Source organism: Priestia sp. JSM ZJ58, from assembly GCF_044383985.1.
Classification (GTDB): Bacteria; Bacillota; Bacilli; order Bacillales; family Bacillaceae_H; genus Priestia; species Priestia zanthoxyli.
In genome coordinates this window covers 1785960-1802041 of record NZ_JBISEM010000001.1, presented here as the reverse complement: position 1 = coordinate 1802041, position 16082 = coordinate 1785960, and the positions used below count along the sequence as shown (strand labels likewise).

Annotated in this window: 17 protein-coding genes and 1 riboswitch; of the genes, 9 read left to right on the top strand and 8 right to left on the bottom strand. The window is 38.3% G+C overall.

Annotated features, from left to right (window positions below):
* Window positions 1-90 precede the first annotated feature (90 nt).
* Window positions 91-954, bottom strand: a complete 864-nt coding sequence (locus ACH6EI_RS09655; protein WP_099000303.1) for an alpha/beta fold hydrolase — start codon at window positions 952-954, stop codon at window positions 91-93.
* 149 nt (window positions 955-1103) lie between these two features.
* Here ACH6EI_RS09655 and ACH6EI_RS09650 point away from each other — a divergent pair, with 149 nt between their 5' ends.
* Window positions 1104-1256, top strand: coding sequence for a YflJ family protein (locus ACH6EI_RS09650; protein ID WP_081732856.1), 153 nt, complete (start codon window positions 1104-1106; stop codon window positions 1254-1256).
* A gap of 128 nt (window positions 1257-1384) precedes the next feature.
* On the opposite strand, the gene ACH6EI_RS09645 is transcribed toward ACH6EI_RS09650, so the two are convergent.
* The 3 genes from ACH6EI_RS09645 to ACH6EI_RS09635 form a co-directional block, all read right to left on the bottom strand.
* Complete coding sequence (locus ACH6EI_RS09645; RefSeq protein ID WP_099000304.1) at window positions 1385-2317, bottom strand: alpha/beta hydrolase; 933 nt, start codon at window positions 2315-2317, stop codon at window positions 1385-1387.
* Window positions 2318-2332: 15 nt separating this feature from the next.
* Window positions 2333-2887: a GrpB family protein gene (locus ACH6EI_RS09640; protein ID WP_099000305.1), complete on the bottom strand. Its 555-nt coding sequence runs from the start codon at window positions 2885-2887 to the stop codon at window positions 2333-2335.
* Window positions 2888-2977: 90 nt separating this feature from the next.
* Window positions 2978-4123, bottom strand: a complete 1146-nt coding sequence (locus tag ACH6EI_RS09635; protein WP_033579423.1) for an acyl-CoA dehydrogenase family protein — start codon at window positions 4121-4123, stop codon at window positions 2978-2980.
* A gap of 198 nt (window positions 4124-4321) precedes the next feature.
* On the opposite strand from ACH6EI_RS09635, the gene ACH6EI_RS09630 reads away from it, so the two are divergent.
* From ACH6EI_RS09630 to ACH6EI_RS09600, 7 genes are all read left to right on the top strand, one after another.
* Entirely contained in the window at window positions 4322-5527 is a 1206-nt protein-coding gene (locus tag ACH6EI_RS09630) for a TcaA 3rd/4th domain-containing protein (RefSeq protein ID WP_028412847.1), read from the top strand.
* A gap of 182 nt (window positions 5528-5709) precedes the next feature.
* Window positions 5710-6489, top strand: a complete 780-nt coding sequence (locus ACH6EI_RS09625) for an STAS domain-containing protein (protein ID WP_028412846.1) — start codon at window positions 5710-5712, stop codon at window positions 6487-6489.
* Window positions 6490-6632: 143 nt separating this feature from the next.
* On the top strand, window positions 6633-6875 hold the full coding sequence (locus ACH6EI_RS09620; protein WP_013057625.1) for a spore germination protein: 243 nt from the start codon (window positions 6633-6635) through the stop codon (window positions 6873-6875).
* A 107-nt stretch (window positions 6876-6982) separates the two neighbouring features.
* Window positions 6983-7225 carry a spore germination protein gene (locus ACH6EI_RS09615; protein WP_013057626.1) on the top strand — a complete coding sequence of 81 codons (243 nt, stop codon included), beginning with the start codon at window positions 6983-6985 and terminating at the stop codon, window positions 7223-7225.
* 51 nt (window positions 7226-7276) lie between these two features.
* Window positions 7277-7780 carry an Hsp20/alpha crystallin family protein gene (locus tag ACH6EI_RS09610; protein ID WP_028412845.1) on the top strand — a complete coding sequence of 168 codons (504 nt, stop codon included), beginning with the start codon at window positions 7277-7279 and terminating at the stop codon, window positions 7778-7780.
* A gap of 89 nt (window positions 7781-7869) precedes the next feature.
* Window positions 7870-8295 carry an Hsp20/alpha crystallin family protein gene (locus ACH6EI_RS09605; RefSeq protein WP_028412844.1) on the top strand — a complete coding sequence of 142 codons (426 nt, stop codon included), beginning with the start codon at window positions 7870-7872 and terminating at the stop codon, window positions 8293-8295.
* A 44-nt stretch (window positions 8296-8339) separates the two neighbouring features.
* Window positions 8340-9158 carry a hypothetical protein gene (locus ACH6EI_RS09600; RefSeq protein WP_028412843.1) on the top strand — a complete coding sequence of 273 codons (819 nt, stop codon included), beginning with the start codon at window positions 8340-8342 and terminating at the stop codon, window positions 9156-9158.
* A gap of 17 nt (window positions 9159-9175) precedes the next feature.
* Here the strand turns inward: ACH6EI_RS09600 and ACH6EI_RS09595 are convergent, their stop codons facing one another.
* The 3 genes from ACH6EI_RS09595 to ACH6EI_RS09585 form a co-directional block, all read right to left on the bottom strand.
* Window positions 9176-10459, bottom strand: coding sequence for an ABC transporter ATP-binding protein (locus ACH6EI_RS09595; protein ID WP_099000306.1), 1284 nt, complete (start codon window positions 10457-10459; stop codon window positions 9176-9178).
* A complete protein-coding gene (locus ACH6EI_RS09590; protein ID WP_028412841.1) occupies window positions 10456-11514 on the bottom strand; it encodes a FecCD family ABC transporter permease in 1059 nt (352 codons plus the stop codon). Before ACH6EI_RS09590 ends, ACH6EI_RS09595 begins: the two co-directional genes overlap by 4 nt.
* Before the next feature lie 205 nt (window positions 11515-11719).
* Window positions 11720-13246: a cobyric acid synthase gene (locus ACH6EI_RS09585; RefSeq protein ID WP_098113847.1), complete on the bottom strand. Its 1527-nt coding sequence runs from the start codon at window positions 13244-13246 to the stop codon at window positions 11720-11722.
* Window positions 13247-13338: 92 nt separating this feature from the next.
* A riboswitch (cobalamin riboswitch) is annotated at window positions 13339-13518 on the bottom strand.
* A gap of 147 nt (window positions 13519-13665) precedes the next feature.
* Between ACH6EI_RS09585 and ACH6EI_RS09580 the strand changes: the two genes are divergently transcribed.
* On the top strand, window positions 13666-14229 hold the full coding sequence (locus ACH6EI_RS09580) for a YdcF family protein (RefSeq protein ID WP_099000307.1): 564 nt from the start codon (window positions 13666-13668) through the stop codon (window positions 14227-14229).
* Between the two features lie 58 nt (window positions 14230-14287).
* Here ACH6EI_RS09580 and ACH6EI_RS09575 read toward each other — a convergent pair whose 3' ends face one another.
* Window positions 14288-15859 carry an APC family permease gene (locus ACH6EI_RS09575; protein WP_014459507.1) on the bottom strand — a complete coding sequence of 524 codons (1572 nt, stop codon included), beginning with the start codon at window positions 15857-15859 and terminating at the stop codon, window positions 14288-14290.
* Window positions 15860-16082: the final 223 nt, after the last annotated feature.

Below are 16082 nucleotides of genomic sequence, written 5' to 3'. Positions count from 1 at the left end.
TCACCTTATTCTGTTGGATCACTTTTTTTAAAATTATTTTAAATTCAAAAGAAAAAGAAAGGTTTCTAAAGGAAACCTTTCTTTTTCTCTTTACTTATTTAAAAAATTCCACATCACGTTGTTTACTTCTTGAGGCTTTTCATGCTGAGGGGCATGAGATGCTTCAGCTAATCGGTGAACAGATATGTTTGGCACATATTCTTCAATACCATCTAAGTTTTCAGGCATAAAAGTAGGATCTTGATTTCCCCAAATAATTTGTACCGGGATGTTTAACACTTCTTCTTCTAACGGAAACAAAGATTTTCTTCGAAGGTCTTCTTCCGTGAAAATCTTTAAATTGCGGTAATAACTTAGCATGGACAGCACAGAGCCATTTTCCCAAGAGTTCATGTATGCTTGAACATCATCAGCTGTTAGGTATCCTTTTTTTACACCTGGGTCGATCACAAGCTTACGCAAACCTGAGAAGTTGTCTCGTTCCATATAGTCCTGTGCTTCTTGTTTTTGAAACCATTTCATATACTCGCTTGCTTTTTGCTGATTTTTATTTGTTCTAAGCTCACGCATAAATGTATAAGGGTGCGGACCGTTAAAAGCAATTAATTTTTGTACATATTCCGGGTAGCGATAAGCGAATGTCCATCCGATTCCTGCTCCCCAGTCGTGTACAACTAGCGTGCAGGAGCTATATCCTAGGCCTTCAATCACTTGGCGAATATCTTCTACTAATACATCAATCTCGTATGATTTTAGTCCGCTTGGCTTTTCAGATAAGTTATATCCTCTTAAGTCCAGAGCAACTGTGTGAAAATCACTAGAAAATTCATCTATCTGGTGTCGCCAAATATGCGAAAAGTCAGGAAACCCATGAAGAAATAGCATAAGCTCTCCTTGTCCCTTGCTTATGTAGTGCAAATTAACGCCATTTACGTTTATATACTGTTTGCTCATTGTTCATTTCCTCCTTTTATGTAGCTGTAGAGCAGTATAACGCTGTAAAAAATGAACGTCAATTCATTTGCTTCGTTCACTTCTTTTTAGTTCTTTTTATGAATATAGTTAATTATTTAGAGTGGATTTTTTTGAAGGAGTGATTAACAATGGCTCATATCTATTCAAAGGGCTGGTTTGTTCAGCAGTTAAAAGCGGCCAATATATCTAAAATCGATGGAAGAAAGCTAGAAAGTTATAAAACCTACATTCTTCGTAATTTACATGCTGAGCTTATAGAACAAGGTAAAACCAACGGCTAAAAGAGGTTGAGACATAACGAAATGAAACCTACGTTTGTCCTAATAAAAAAACGAACCACTAATCAAAAGTCTTGATTAATGGTTCGTTTTTCATTTCGTCTAAAATATTTTTGTCCCATCCACTTTTTTTACAGCGATTGCTCAATAAAAGATAATACGCGCTTTACATATTCTTTTTTGTATACATGATAATTTTGAACGTGTTCTGCTTTATCAGTTTTCCAGAAGGAAAAAGCATCCGGGTGTGTTTTAGCCATTTTTTCACTTTCAGTGTAAGGGATTTTTGTATCTCCTGTGCTGTGTATAAATAAAATTGGTCGAGGGTAAATATGCTCGACTGCTTTAATAGGACTAGCTTCAGCAGGATTTACATCTGCAATAACAGGAAGAATAGCAATGGTTAGCGGTGTAAATGGAAAATTTGGTAAATGAGACCATACAGATAGATTTTCTTTTAAATAAGAGGTTAAATCACTAAAAGGACTATCGGCTACCACTGCTTTTACGTCGTCATCTTGAGAGGCTGCTAATAAAGAAGTGGCTGCTCCCATTGAAATGCCGTAGAGCACAATTGGCTCTTTTGTTGTTTCTTTCATTTTCTGAATAACGCCTAATAAATCGAGCTGTTCTTTTACACCAATCGTCGTTTGATTTCCTTCTGAGTCTCCTGAATCTCTAAAGTCAAACATGACTACTCGATATCCCGCTTTTACAAATTCTTTACTCAGCGGCAGAAAGCCAGCTCCTTGTGCTTCACGGTTATTTCCGTATCCATGTGACATAATAACGGTCGCTTTTGGCTGTTCCGTTGGTTCAATCATCCATCCTTTTAAATGGGTTATTCCGTCTTTGCTCAAAAATACTTGATTGCTATAGTGCATGCCGTAATCACTAGGATTTTTCACAGCAGGATTTTTATCTAGTTTTGTCAGGCTTATGCCTACATAAAGAGAAATGGCCGTACAAAGTACAAAACAAAGAATAACAAAGGATATCAGGCTGATCCATATTGTTTTTTTCTTTTTACCTGTATTTGTCTGTCGATTTAGAACTGGAGTCAAGCTCGTTCCTCCTTTTTATCTAAGATCATCTTTCCTATTCTTATTGCTGCTTCCCTTTCTCCATTTTAAAGCTAGCCCATCTATTTTATGAATAAAATTCGTTTTATTTTCCACATATTTTTCCGGTTCAAAGCGATAGCGATGCGCTAGTTCTGTTTTCAACGCTTCGTATTCTTTCGCTGCATCAAGGTTAGCACGCAGATAATCTCGAAACCATATATGCCGATTAATTTCTGGATGGCCTTTTTCATAAATATGAACATGATGGGTTCTTTCATTTCCGCCTTTTTGGAAGTATCGTCTTCCTTTTATGCCGTTTTCACCTCTCGCTTCGTAACCAAGCTGTTCCATCTTCTGATTATATGTATCTACTTTTTTTATATCTTTTACTTCAATAAGTAAATCAATAATCGGTTTTGCGCTTAAGCCGGGAACAGCAGTGCTTCCGATATGATGAACCTCTAAAACTTGAGCTGACATTATAGTTGTTAAGGTGGCAGCTTCTTTTGAAAATTCCTTTTCCCACGCGATATTATGAGGTGTCAGCTGAATTTCTCTTACGGACTTCATCTTCAATTCCTCCTTTTGTAACGAAAAAACTGCTTACTATAGAATAGCCTATAATAAGCAGTTTTTCATCATTTAACATGTTATTAAGTTTTATCTAGCAAACGCCTGCTTCGCTAAATTAACAACCGTCATATCATCCATTGGAGGGTTGTGGAGCCCAGCACGCACGTCTCTATAATAGCGCTGCAGCGGATTACTGCGCTGCAAGCTACGCGCTCCTACTATGCGCATGGCTTTGTCAACAACCGTACAGGCACTATTGGTCACTACGTGTTTGACAGCTGCTAATTCTCCCGCTAATGCTGCTCGGTCGCTTGTTTCATCCCATTTATTTGCCACGCTGTACATAAAGTGACGCGCCTGCATGAGTTCAAGTTCCATCTCTCCGACTAAACGCTGCACATTTGGCAACTCGCTAATCGTTCCTTCAATACTATTAGGCGAATATTCTGTAGCAAATGCGACAGCATAATCTCTTGCTGCGATGGCTGTACCCATGTAGCAAGCTGGTATATGAAGCAACCAGCCGCTTGGCTCATTCTTTTTAAAGCCACCTAGGCGTTCAACAAGAAAGTCTTGCTCAATATCGACATTTTCTAGCACAAGATCGTGACTTCCTGTCCCGCGCATTGCAATCATATCCCATGTTTCTTCTATTGAAAGTCCGCTTGTTTCACGAGGAATTAAAAATAAGCCGATCTCTTCTTCACCTTCAATGCTTGCTTTTACTAAGAAGTAATTTAACACTGGAGACATCGTGGTGAATGTTTTTCGGCCATTGATTCGCCAGCCTTTTTTTGTTTTTACAGCTAGCGTTTCCGGTTTGCCTCCTCGAGTAGGACTTCCTGTCTTCGGTTCAGTAGCGGCGGTATTAATAAGTGCACCTTTTTCTATTTCTTTAAAAATAAAATCGAGCATTTGCTGACTCCAAGGCTGTTTTTCACGCAAGTCCATTGTAATCCCCATATGCCATCCAATACTAAGAGCCGTAGAAGCGTCCCCTTGAGCAATTAATTCTTGAAATAATAAAAAATCATAAAGGCGTAATTCATCTCCTCCATAGTTGCTTTCTAGAGAAAGACGTGTATAGCCAGCTTCTTTTAACTCTTGAATATTTTCAAACGGAAACGTACCTTCTTCATCTATTTTAAAAGCTCGTTTCTTAAATTTTTCGACTAGAGGTAGCAGTTTTTCGTACGTAGACTTTTGATTTTTATTTACAAATGAAACACTCATTTGCTTCATCTCCTTTTTATATGACAGAGTGTCCCTATCGGATTAATATATAGTTCTTATCATAGCATACCTCATCTTTTCTGTGCATGTTTGGTGTGTTTATCTTTCTCGTTAAATCTATTCTTTTTCCAATTTAATGGTCTGTTTTACCTATACGTTCCATACATTTAATGGAACAAAAAGAAGGGAATGGTGTGAATGAATCAATGTCCAAAATGCGGTGCCAGTGCAAGCACAGATCAATTATTTTGCAATAACTGCGGCTTTTCTTTCACCGTGTCGCCAGCTGCAGCTAAGCATAAAAAGAGCTGGTATATTGGCGGGGGTATTGTGCTTATACTTCTTTTAACTTTTGTATTTTATTTCTTTTTCTCTGGTTCAGAAGAAAAAACGGCTGACCGCTTTATTGAGGCATTGGAATCGAAAGATACAGCTGTGTTAAGAGAGTTATTAGACTCTTCGCAGTCTACTATAGTTATTAATGACACATCTATTCAAGCTCTGTTGGATGCAACTTCCGATGGTTCTATTTTACGAGACGTTGAAAATGATTTGAAAAATAAATCGAGTATCTACTTTACAATAAAAGAACAGAAACATTCACCACTCTTCAAAAAACAGTACGTGGTTGTGCCGTCATCATATTATATCTCCCTCACCACGCCAGAGGATGCAACAGTTACAGTCAATGATACAAAACAATCCATATCCAAAAATCAAACGCAAAAAATAGGGCCTTTTATGATTGGAAATTACCCGCTTACAGCTTCTTATGAAAGCTCTTACGGAAAGCTTACAGACCAAACCACTGTAAATTTTTACCGTCAAAAAGAAGAAAATATATCTGTTGTATTTAAAGGGGCTTATGTTACAATCTCATCGAATAGAGATGACGCTATTTTATTCGTAAACGGAAAAAGCACGGGGCTTCAGGTGAATAGCTCATCACAAATAGGGCCTGTTGCCACGGATGGAAGCGTCACTGTTCATGCAGAAGTGCAAAAAGGCGGCACCACGTTCAAAAGCAGTCCTTACACCATTCAAAATGAAGAAAGTATTATATTAAATATACAAACGCCGCCCGTTGAAAAGGAAAAAACCGTCATAAAAGAACGAGAAGTAATCGTGCCTGGGCCGCGCTCTTATGCTACTTCAAGCTCTTATATTCTTCCGGGTTCGGATTCTTACAAATTAAGTTATGGTGATATTAGCAGTTTGAGCTCGAGTGAACGAAGGCTAGCTCGAAATGAAATCTATGCGCGGCATGGGTATGTATTTAAATCGAAAGATCTTCAAGCCTATTTTTATGAAAAGTCATGGTATACGCCTGATTCATCATTTAGAGACTCCTACTTATCAAGCGTTGAAAAATATAACGTTGATTTTATTAAATCATATGAATAAAGTGAACTCCCCTTTACCCAGGGGAGTTTTTTGATTGAAGCGAGTGCTTACTCCTACGTTTTTTTACATACCATGATCCCTACATACGTTAATAAATTTTTTATAGCCTTCTTCATTCTTTTCACTGTAAAATATAAAGTAGATGTACATAAACTTACTACACGCATAAGGAGAGATGGAGAATGAATGGAATTGGACGACTTCCACAAAAGCTTAATGGACATTTGATTTTAGAAAATATTCAAGAAACCATGATCATTGCAGATCAAGACTATCGTGTGCAGTGGATGAATGCAAGAGCAATTGAAACACTTCAGCCAGTACTCCCAATCTACCAGTTATCTCATATCGAAGAGTTAATTGGAAAGCATATGGACTTCTTTCATTCCAATTCTGAAGAAGCGGAAAATTTACTCACCTCTCTTCATACAACCTACAGAACGCGTATAACGATTGGCAGTCAATACGTAGCAGAAGCTGTGATTCACCCCATTGATACAAAAGACGGCGAGCGTTATGGCTACTTGCTTATGCTATTAGACTTTACAGATCAAGCCGAAGCAGAGCTTGAAAAAGAACGGTTAATCGAGGATTTGTCCACTCCTTTATTAAAGATATGGGACGAGGTTTTAGCTGTGCCCATTACCGGTAAGATGGATATAGAACGTGGAAAGAAGCTAACTGAAACGGTATTGGAGGCAGTTGTAAAAGAACAGGCGCGCTATTTGCTTATTGATTTATCTTCCCTTCATTCATTAGATGAAGAACACGGTTATTATATTAACACGCTCCACGATGCTTTGCGTTTGATTGGTACCACTTGCCTTATTGTTGGTCTTTCTTCAAAAATGGCTCTGTCGCTTGTAGATTCTCAGTTTAATTGGCGAACATTTTCCACTGTCCAACAAAGCATCTCTTACATTTTAGAAAAAAAGAATTGTCGTATTGCACCCATTTCATAAGCCCATCATATCATTAAGTAATCCTCTCTCAATCGCTTTTTCCTTCAATCGGAAAAGGCGATTTTAGTTATGAGGAATTGTGAACGTTTAGGCACTTATCATCATAGGATACATTAATCAACCATAGAAAAGGGTGAGAGCCTATGCCAAGTGTTATTAACATTTATAATTTAAAGATCAACAGTATCTCAAGCAACGGTTCTGTCAACATTGGCGAAGCACTCCATAACAGTCACACGGCTCATTCAAAATCCACTGGTACGAACTCTTCTTATGGCGATGTCTCACCTGCTTCCTCGAAAATGCGAAACATTTATATCGATCCTGATACAAATGACCAAACAGATATTGCAAACGTTGATCATGTCAATGGTTATCAGCAGTGATATAGGGCAATGCTTGTCAATAGCATGACGACAAACGGTGAATACATTCTCTCTGAACGCAATAGGCCGTTGGAGTAGAATGAATAAAAACAGTAAGGAGTCTCTTTATGCCTCTTCAAATTAACGTTTTTAATATCGTAACAAACGGTGTCACGCAAAATGCAAATATCGATTTCGGTTCCACCATTCAAAACAGTCACACGGCGAACTCAAAGTTTAACGGCGCAAATTTCTCTTTAGGTAACTTCTCTCCTACTTGCTCTCAAATGAATACGGGCGTGTTAGATCCTGACGTAAGTGATCAAGATCAAATTGCAAACCCTTCAGCTCCAATTGGAAATCAAATTTAGATTTAACGATTTTGTCGTTTTACTTGGCACATTACAAGGAGGTGTGTAAATATGTTTCCATTTGGAAAGTCTCCGTTTAAAGGAATGATGGAAAATATCCCAAAAGGAATGGCATCTAAAGACATGAATAAATATATTCAGCAAATGATTTCTTCTACGATGTCCCATTCTTTTCCGGATTTTATGCAAGGAAATGAATTCTTTAAGCAAGCCCAAGACATGATGAAAGAACAGCAGGATGTGGGAAATGAAGGTCATGGACAACAGCTAAGAAGATTTGATTCAAACGTCATTAATACATTAGACGAATGCATTGTTCAGTTAAAAATTCCTAACCGCGATATTGTATCAAGCATTAAAGTCTATCATACTCCATACGTGTGTACGATTGAAGGAATAGATGGAGAAGAATCCTTCAAAGAAGAAATTCAGCTTCCTTGTTCGGTTCGCAAAAAAGGTACACGCGCCGTATATCGTTCCGGGGTGTTGGAAATCCGGATGCCTAAACATGTTAATATTCCTATGTCTCAAATAGACGTCCACGATTTAGATTAAAGTGGACGTTTTTTTCTGTTTTCATGCATACATATAAAATAGAAAGCGGCAAAAGGCCTTGTTTTATTTTTTTAAAGAAGGTGACAAATATGAATCATGGAAAGTTTAAAAAGTGGGCAGAAACGTTACAAGAAGAAAACCATACAAAATTTTGGGAAAAGATTTTTGATGATGATCCTGAAGAAAAGAATGATACGGAAGCAGATGCTTCTCCTCAAATTGTAAATGAGTATCGAGATTATCCTTTAATTGATGTATACGAATGGGCAAATCAACTGTTAGTTGTGATTGAAATACCCGGTGCTAAACGAACGGACGTCGAATTGACCATGCATGAAAATACTTTACACATATCCGGTTCATCTCTTTTAACGATGAAGGATGCAAATGTTCTTCACAAAGAAAGACGTGAAGGAACGTTTCAACGATCAATCATCCTTCCACCTGCTGTAGGGGAAGCGCCGTGTCACGCATCATTTAAAGATGGTCTATTGCACGTGAAATTTGATTTGTAATTTATTGTGCAGAACTATACGTAGCATGAAAGGCAGGGAATTTCATGTTTTCTAAGTGGTTTAAACAATCGCCTAAAATTGAAACAGTCCGCAAAATAAATCCGTCTTCCCTTCCAACCAAAAAAAAAGTAAGTCCCATAGACCAAAGCTCTAATCAAAAGCGGAAAGAATTACCCGAAAAGATGAAAACTAAAAAACAGTCTAATCTAAAGAAACCCCCTCAGCAGCCAAAGAAGTTGCCGAGCCAAACGGAGCCTAAGACATCTGATGAAGTTGAATTCACAAAACCTGTTCATTCGTCAGATTCAGCGCTGAACCTGCAGGGAATTATTGATCAAGTGACGCGTTTAACCGACGCGATTCCTAAAATAGAAGAGCTTCATCAGCAATTACATGAATCAGCTCATCTTATTCAATCATTGTCTCAACTGCACGAGCAAACAGCTCATTTACTTTCGGCTATGCAGTCAGCTCCTAATTTCGAAGACATTCAGAATCAGCTCTCTGCGTTAAAGGAAGAATCGTCCAATACAGCTTTATATGAGATGGTGAAAACTCTTGACAAAAAGATTGATGAAGTAACTCAGCCAAAGCAGTCCATTGTTGTTGAAAAAATTATGGTGGAAAAAGTATTGTTAGACAAAATTGACCTTAGTAATAATTTTGGCCAGCTAGGCATTAAAGATTTGACCGGCCACTTAAACATTGGTACAACTTACAGCGCTGACTCCGATCAAGTGGATGAAGAAGTCAAAGACTTATTTTCTGTTAAGCTAAAAGAAAAAAAGATTGATGAACATACAACTGAGACAACGATGAGTTCAGGAGGTGAAACAGAAAAGCCTGATCACTCCGAAGAATAAAAAATGACCGCTACTGCTTATTTAAAGCAATTGTCGGTCATTTTTGTTTCCATAAATAGTTGTAATTCTTTCTGTAGGCGTTCCATTAAGAACGCTGAAATTTCTTCTTGATTTTCTTCTTTATGATGAGATGATGCTACAACAATACGGCCTGTTTTTCCTAAGAAAGCCCGGTATTCAATTACCTTCATCGCAGCATGAAGTAAGTTCGCGTCCGAAAGCGGTGTATTTGTTAGTAGAACAATATTCATTTCATTCTCTTTTTGTCCATGTGTCAGTACAGTCAGCCACGAGTAACCTTTATCGTCTTTTAAGCGAACTTCATGACTAGATAAAGACGCAGATTTCCACGCCGTGTTAGAACTGCTTTGCTGTTGAACAATTTCTTGACACCAGTCTAGACCTGTTTCATTGGAACCCAGTGAAACAGTTCTCAAAGGACGAGCAAAGGATAAACATAGCTTGCCCGGTTCCTTTTGCAACTGATACAACTCATGGAAGTCCGTCTCTGGATATTGATACGGCGGCACAAAAGCAATTTGCCGCTTGTTCACAGCGGGATGGTGAAATACATGCAAATCAACGCCATATACTCTTTTTAACGTAGCTGCATCCTGAAAAATGGCATCCATCCCCGTTTCTTCTACTCTTCCATCTTTCAATAATACGGCATTATCTGCAAACAGCGAGGCAATGTTGAGATCATGCAAAATGGCCAGAACCGTCAAGCTCATTTCCTGCTGTAACGTTTTTAACAGCTGAAGCAGTTCCATCGTATGTTTTACATCTAAGTGATTCGTTGGTTCATCAAGAAGTAAGTAGTCAGGTTCTTGCGCCAGTGCTTTAGCAAGTAAAACCCGCTGTTTTTCTCCACCGCTCAGCGATTGAAAGGTATGATTTCGATAGTGCCAGACGTTTGTTAATTTCATCACGCTTTCTACCACTTCTTCATCCTGTGCTGATACAGTGCTAAACAAACCTTTTGCCTGATAAGGATAACGTCCCAGTGAAACAATTTCTTGAACCGTAAATTCTAATCCAATTTGATTTTCTTGCGTCATGACTGCAACTTTTTGCGCCAGTTGTTTTGGTGAATAAGCCTTCACTGACTTCCCTTCTACCTTCACTTCTCCTGATTGAGTGGTTAATACATTCATAATTAAGCGAATAAGCGTTGTTTTTCCGCTTCCATTTGGTCCTAGTAAAGCAACAAAAGAACCTTTGTCTACGGTGAACGTGATGTCACGAACGGTCGGTTTCTGTTTATCGTATCCTCCCGTCACATTATATAGTTCAATCATGATATTCCTCTTTTCCGCATACGTTCTTTTACAAGCAGCAGCGTAAAAATTGGCGAACCAATTAAGGCGGTTACGACTCCAATCGGCAGTTCACGAGGTTCTAATATCGTTCTTGCTAATAAATCGGCTAAAACCAAATAACTTCCTCCGATTAAAATAGAAAGCGGCAGTACATGCTTATGATTAGCTCCCGCTACGAGACGCACTACGTGGGGAATAACTAAGCCAACAAATCCAATTGCCCCAGATACTGATACCGCAGCCCCGGTTAATACGGATGCACCTATTAAAATCATTCTTTTTTTCTTCTTTACGTCTATCCCCATAAATTGAGCGGATTGATCGCCAAATGCTAAGCCGTTCAGCTCTTTCACATGTAACAGCAGCATAATCGTACCGACTAAAAAGAACGGCCCTAAAATTTGAATATGCGACCATCCTCTCATTGATACGCTTCCCATTAGCCAATATAAAACCTGCCTTACATCTTCTTCAGGAGAAAGAGCTACAATTAATGAAATAAGCGCGCTCATAAAGGATGATAAAATAATCCCCGCTAAGATGATGGTTTCATTGGCCAAATTGCCGCTTGCGAGTTTCGTAATACCAAAAACTAAAAGAAGAGTAATAAAACCAGATACGATGCCGACTACAGGCAGCGTGAAGATAGACAAACCAAAAATACTCCAGTGAAAATAAATTGCCATGACAGAGCCAAGGGTTGCACCTGAGGAAACTCCGATCGTGTAAGGATCCGCAAGAGAGTTTCTTAATAGCCCTTGAAAGGCAGCCCCTGCTATTGAAAGCGAAGCTCCTACTAAAAATGCCACCAGTACTCTTGGAAAACGAATTTGCCAAATGATTAAATCCATGTTTTCCGGACCATGATATAAGGATAGTCCGGTAAGGTGGCCAATAATAATTTTGATTGTATCTCCTACGGTTAACGAAACTGTACCAATAAATACTCCCATAATCACCGAAGTACATACAATAAATAAACTGACTATGTATAAAATAGATGCTTTGTTTAAAAAAATACGTTTAAAAATCAATACTTTCAGCTCCTCTAGGAAACGAGGCGTGATGTTTTACATTACATTAACCATTCATTTTCCTGTCCATAAACCATGTTTCCATCCTACATAGTATTGGAAACAATCATCTTTTATTTGTTACGAGTGCTAGACTGTTGAACTAGGCAACGTAGAATAGCGTACTAAAGTTCTCGGTGAAAAAACAAGCGAAAACCTCTACAAGCTACACTTTTTGTGCTTGCTCCGGGCTTTTATAGTTGTCTATTAAATGATACAGCTTTTCCATATCTACAGCTTCTCTCACATATGCTGCTGCTTTTGAAAAAGACTCCTCTTTTTGCAGGCGACTGTTGAATGTATCCGTAATAGGCGGCAATTTTTTATGTTTACGAATTTGATTAAGCAAAGCTCTGCGCAAAGCATCGTTATGAAACACATCATGAACATACGTGCCAATGATGTTGTCTTTAACCGTTCCTTCTTTTTGATCATCTACCACCGCAAAGGCTTCCGTCATGCTTTTAGAAATCGTCTTTCCCATATGAATTTCATAGCCTTCAATTGAAACCTTCTCACTCTCTAACTGAACATATCCAGAAACTCTTTCTGTTTTTTTGCTGGTTGTCATAACGGTTTCCACTGGAAGCAAACACAGCCCTTTAATAGATTCAATCCGGGACTCTACTGCATCGGGGTCCGTAATTGTCTCGCCTAACATTTGATATCCCCCGCAGATGCCAATAACGTGAGCGTTCGTTGCGTTCAAGACTTGATTAATGGCTAGATCCAGGCCGCTTTCTTGTAAAAACTGCGCATCTTCAATCGTATTTTTGCTTCCTGGTAAAACAATTAAATCAGGCGTACCTAGTTGTGATGGCTTGGTTACAAGTCTCACATGACAGTCTTCTTCTAAGCTTAGAGGATCAATGTCCGTAAAATTTGAGATGCGAGGATACGAGATAACCGCAATATCGATTTCTTTTAACGGATTCACAAGCGTTGAGTAATTTCTGAGTGATAGCGAATCTTCAGCGTCAATTTCCACGTCGTGCATATAAGGAATCACTCCTAGTACCGGAACTCCCGTGTATTCTTCAAACCACTTCAACCCCGGTTTTAAAAGCTCTAAGTCTCCTCGGAATTTATTGATTAACACTCCAATTACTCTAGGTTTATGTTCATCTGGAAGCAATTGAAGAGTACCCACCAGACTCGCAAAAACCCCTCCTTTATCAATATCTCCTACTAACACAACAGGCGCTTGGGCTATCTTTGCTACGCGCATATTTACCAGTTCCCGATCGTTCAAATTGACTTCAGCAGGACTTCCAGCACCTTCAATCACAATTCGATCATAATGACTGGCAAGCTCTTTATAAGACTCAGTGATAACGTTCAAACCTTCATTAAAAAATTCTTGCCGATACTGAAAAGCAAACATATTACGAAGCGGCTTTCCATGAACGACAATTTGAGATTCATGATCACGAGTTGGTTTAATTAAAATAGGGTTCATATTAGTTGTTGCTTCTACTCCAGCAGCTTCTGCTTGAATTCCCTGCGCTCTGCCAATTTCTTTTCCATCCATTGTAATGTATGAATTGAGCGCCATGTTTTGCGATTTAAACGGTGCAGTTTGATAGCCGTCTTCTTTAAAAATACGGCAAAATGCTGTAGCAATCATGCTTTTTCCAGCGTCTGAATGCGTTCCTTGAATCATAAGAGGTTTTCCTTTTTTCACTTTATCCACTCCCTACCACATAAAAAAACCTTAACTGTAAAAGTCAAGGTTTGGTCATGCGCTCATTAACACATTGTCTTGACTTATTTCTCCCACCGAAAAATAAGGGGTTTTTAAAAGCAGGTCTCCTGGCTTATGCTTCATTTTACTTCTGCACCCTTCCTAGTTTGACTAGTGGGTCTTTGCAGGTTCATCCACATTTACAGTAGCGGGGGCTGCACCGGATTCTCACCGATTTCCCTATTATCCTCCTTAGAGGCACTTTTAAAATCATTTATTCTTTATTGTAACGAATTTTATAGCCATTCACAATAACGATTTTCTTCTATTATTATATATTACTGTGTTTATACTTATTTGGGTCTCGTATGCTATAATAACAATTATTTTCCAAACATCTTATGAAATAGCTAGGAAGGTGCTCACAGTTGAAGAAAAAAATGATTTATACCTTTATTGGTTCGCTTGTTCTTTATATAGTAATTATATCTTTTTGTATGTATCAAACTGCTCACAAGTCTGTTCCACAAAACGCAGATTATGTCCTCGTTTTAGGTTCTAAAGTAGATGGTGATCAAATGTCTCCTAGTTTAAAAGAGCGAGCAAAAACAGCTTTATCTTATTTAAAGACTCATAAACAAACAAAAGTTATCGTAACGGGTGGAAAAGGATCTGATGAAGAAATTTCTGAAGCAGAGGCAGCCTACCGTTTTCTACGAAAAGCAGGAATTAAAAAGAATCGAATTATAAAAGAGGGTCAGTCAACTTCTACTTTTGAGAATTTTACTTTCACCAAAAAGAAAGTTGATATTCAAGATAAACGAATCGTGCTTGTTAGCAGTGATTTTCATCTGTTTCGCGCTTCTATTATTGCAAAGCGCCAAGGTTTTGATGTTTATCCTTTAGGCGCAAAGACACCAAATTCAATTAAACTTCAAGCCTACTTTCGTGAGTATGCTGCTATATTAAAAACATGGCTGTTTGATAAATAAATAGAGTACACGCCTATACAAACGAAAAACACGGCATGAATTCATGCCGTGTTTTTTATTAATCATCTGTATCGATAACTGCTTTTGGTAAACCTGTGTATTTCGCCCAGTAGAAAATACCGAGTGAAACAAGAGCAATTAAAATTAAGTCAAGTGGGTTGCTTAACACACCTTGTCCTCCACCAAATGAACCTAGATAAGAGATAACAAGCATAATAATATAATAAGCAACTAGCCACCAAGCAGATTTAAGCTGCTGTGCAAATTTCACAACGTCAGTTGGTACGTATTTCTTAAACGCTACGTAGATAACAACCATTAGAAGCTGTGATCCTAGCAGCCAAGAAATTGTTGTCCATCCTGACCAGTATACGATGTATGAACAGAAGATAAATGAAACAGGAGCAATAATGCTCATGCCTTTTAATTTGAAAGGTTTTTTAAGATCTTTTGCATTTACTCTGAATGCTGCAGCTGAAATTGGTGCGATAGCATAAGACAGAATAAGTGCTACTGAACATACGTTTACTAGCGCTTCCCAAGAAGGAAATGGCAGTGTCCAGAATACGGACATTCCAAATGATAGCCATAGTGACGCACGTGGAATTCCTGTTTTCTTATCTACTTTTGAGAAACGTTTAAATAGTGTTCCATTACGAGACCAAGCATAAACTAGACGAGAAGTTGTATTCATAAAGATGTTTCCGTTACCGCCTGGTGATAAAATAGCATCAAAAATAACAAGCGTTACTAACCAGCCAAGGCCTAAAATAAGTGCAATATCTTTAAATGGTAAAGAGAATTGCTCTTGAATTGTTCCCCATCCTCCTGATAGCATATCAGCCGGGATGTTACCGATGAACAATACTTGCAGTGCTGTGTAAATAATCGCTGAAAGTACAATACAGATAATTAGCGCGATTGGAATATTACGCTGCGGATTTTTAACTTCACTGGCTACCGAAACAATAGGGTGAAGTCCTAAGTAAGCAAACATAACGCCACCTGTTGAAATGGCTGCTTGAATACCATTAAAACCAAACGGAGCAAAATCGCCAGTTGTAAAGTTAGCTGATTTGAAGTGATAAGCTAACACGACGATAATTGTAAGAGGAACCGCATATTTAAACACAGATATAATGACATTTGACTTAGCAAATGCTTTTACACTTACGTAGTTAATAATGAAAAATAGTGTTAATAACGCGAACTGGAATAGCCATCCAATCGTTGTAGGCGATTCAGAACCATGTTTAGTTAGACCAGGAATCCATACAGCAACATACTGACGTACAGCTGTTACCTCAATGGCAATTAAACTTGTATAAGCAATAATGGTAATGAATGAAATTAAGTAACCTACTAAATGACCATGTGAATAAACCGGATAACGGATAATTCCACCGGTACGCGGCAGCGCTGCTCCAAGTTCAGCATACACTAAGCCGATAAGTAAAATAATGACTCCGCCAATCAGCCACGAAAAACTTCCGGCTGGACCAGCCTTTGACGCCACGTTACTAACCGCAAATAACCAGGCGGAACCAAAAATAGCTCCCATCCCAATTAACGTTAGGTCAAGTAACGATATTGATTTTTTAAATTTTCCTTGATTTCCTTGATCAGACATAAAATCCTCCTTTAAAATTCCCACTCCACATATCTACGCCCTTGCGTCCGATATGGGATTCTTTACATCATCCTCCTCTTACTAAGACCTCACAAGTGGATATGTTAACAAATATTCTCTAAAAAACCAAGTTAAAAACTTTATTTTTTTACAAAACATCATTGAATTGCTTATGTATAGCGCATAAATTCCACCGAAGATTTGAGGACTACTCCTCTTATTT

Coding starts and splice junctions, on each gene's coding strand:
- ACH6EI_RS09655 (WP_099000303.1), bottom strand. CDS start 954: ATGAGCAAACAGTATATAAACGTAAATGGCGTTAATTTGCACTACATA.
- ACH6EI_RS09650 (WP_081732856.1), top strand. CDS start 1,104: ATGGCTCATATCTATTCAAAGGGCTGGTTTGTTCAGCAGTTAAAAGCG.
- ACH6EI_RS09640 (WP_099000305.1), bottom strand. CDS start 2,887: ATGAAGTCCGTAAGAGAAATTCAGCTGACACCTCATAATATCGCGTGG.
- ACH6EI_RS09635 (WP_033579423.1), bottom strand. CDS start 4,123: ATGAGTGTTTCATTTGTAAATAAAAATCAAAAGTCTACGTACGAAAAA.
- ACH6EI_RS09630 (WP_028412847.1), top strand. CDS start 4,322: ATGAATCAATGTCCAAAATGCGGTGCCAGTGCAAGCACAGATCAATTA.
- ACH6EI_RS09625 (WP_028412846.1), top strand. CDS start 5,710: ATGAATGGAATTGGACGACTTCCACAAAAGCTTAATGGACATTTGATT.
- ACH6EI_RS09620 (WP_013057625.1), top strand. CDS start 6,633: ATGCCAAGTGTTATTAACATTTATAATTTAAAGATCAACAGTATCTCA.
- ACH6EI_RS09615 (WP_013057626.1), top strand. CDS start 6,983: ATGCCTCTTCAAATTAACGTTTTTAATATCGTAACAAACGGTGTCACG.
- ACH6EI_RS09610 (WP_028412845.1), top strand. CDS start 7,277: ATGTTTCCATTTGGAAAGTCTCCGTTTAAAGGAATGATGGAAAATATC.
- ACH6EI_RS09605 (WP_028412844.1), top strand. CDS start 7,870: ATGAATCATGGAAAGTTTAAAAAGTGGGCAGAAACGTTACAAGAAGAA.
- ACH6EI_RS09600 (WP_028412843.1), top strand. CDS start 8,340: ATGTTTTCTAAGTGGTTTAAACAATCGCCTAAAATTGAAACAGTCCGC.
- ACH6EI_RS09595 (WP_099000306.1), bottom strand. CDS start 10,459: ATGATTGAACTATATAATGTGACGGGAGGATACGATAAACAGAAACCG.
- ACH6EI_RS09575 (WP_014459507.1), bottom strand. CDS start 15,859: ATGTCTGATCAAGGAAATCAAGGAAAATTTAAAAAATCAATATCGTTA.